Source organism: Acetobacter malorum, assembly GCF_002153605.1.
GTDB lineage: Bacteria > Pseudomonadota > Alphaproteobacteria > Acetobacterales > Acetobacteraceae > Acetobacter > Acetobacter malorum_A.
This window is the reverse complement of sequence record NZ_JOPG01000076.1, coordinates 1-1,011: the sequence shown is the minus strand read 5'-3', so window position 1 is coordinate 1,011 and position 1,011 is coordinate 1. Positions and strand designations below refer to the sequence as shown.

Sequence of the window (1,011 nt, the reverse complement as noted above, 5' to 3'; positions counted from 1 at the left end):
TGCTTTAATCGGAGGATGTGGATGTCGACACTGAAAGGACTTTATTCCCGCTATCGCCGCTCCTTGCGCACAGCCGCCCGGAGATGGCGCAACCGACTGGAGGGAGGCGTATCATGGTAACGCGCCCCCTTTTTGGAGACGATCCGCTCGCTCCGCGTGTGCTCTCCGTGCTCCGCCGCCTCGGTCATGACGGACGTGGCGTGACGCTAACGTCACTGGTGGCCCATACCGGTATACCGGGGATCAGACTTCGCGCCACGCTGGAACGTCTGGTCCAGACGGGCGCGATCGCCCCTGCCGGGTGTGATCCCCTGGCGTCTGATCTCGCGTTCCGTCTCCCCCTACGGGCAAGAGCCGCACCGCCAGTTTCGGTCGCCGCGTAAGGCACCGACCGCGCCCGGTAGATTGGAAACGCCTTCTCCGAGCGGAAGCGCCATCTTTTCTGGAACGACCGCACGAATGAGAGGGTGGAGCGGGGCCTTCCATCGGAGGTCCCGCGTTTCTGCAGATGAAATCAAAAGCAGCGAGAACAGGGAGATGTCGAGTTTTATCCATTTTCTCAACCTGAAGGCGCTTCAGGACTATTGGAATAACCATCCCCCCGTGCCCCGTGCCCCGTTCACGGGGGACCATGCGGCCAGTTTGGTCGCACTCCGCGGAACAGACGGCCAAGCAACCTCGGTGCCTTCGGCATAGGGAGAGGAGGCCACACGTCGCTGTCGGTCTCGTCCTCATGCTGCTGGTCGGAATGGCCTCGCCGGCATCGGCTGATGCGCCGCATGATGTGCTGTCGTGCGACACAGAAAAGCAGCCGGTAAACATTCCATCCATGCCACTGGCCCGCTCCATCGAGATATTGAGCCGGCAGACCGGGTGCCCGGTCCTTGTCGACCCGATCCTTATGGACGGCCGGACCTCGGCAGCCGTCAAGGGCGCCTATACACCTCAGGCCGCCCTCCTGCATCTGTTCGGGTCCGTGCATGTCGACGTCACCGCCACTGTTTCGGGCTT

Annotated in this window: 1 protein-coding gene and 1 pseudogene; both read left to right on the top strand. The window is 62.4% G+C overall.

Annotated features, from left to right (window positions below; genetic code table 11):
• Positions 1-113 precede the first annotated feature (113 nt).
• Positions 114-383 carry a hypothetical protein gene (locus HK23_RS13975; RefSeq protein ID WP_081775326.1) on the top strand — a complete coding sequence of 90 codons (270 nt, stop codon included), beginning with the start codon at positions 114-116 and terminating at the stop codon, positions 381-383.
• 350 nt (positions 384-733) lie between these two features.
• Positions 734-1,011: pseudogene (locus HK23_RS14855) on the top strand (hypothetical protein); the annotation flags it as partial.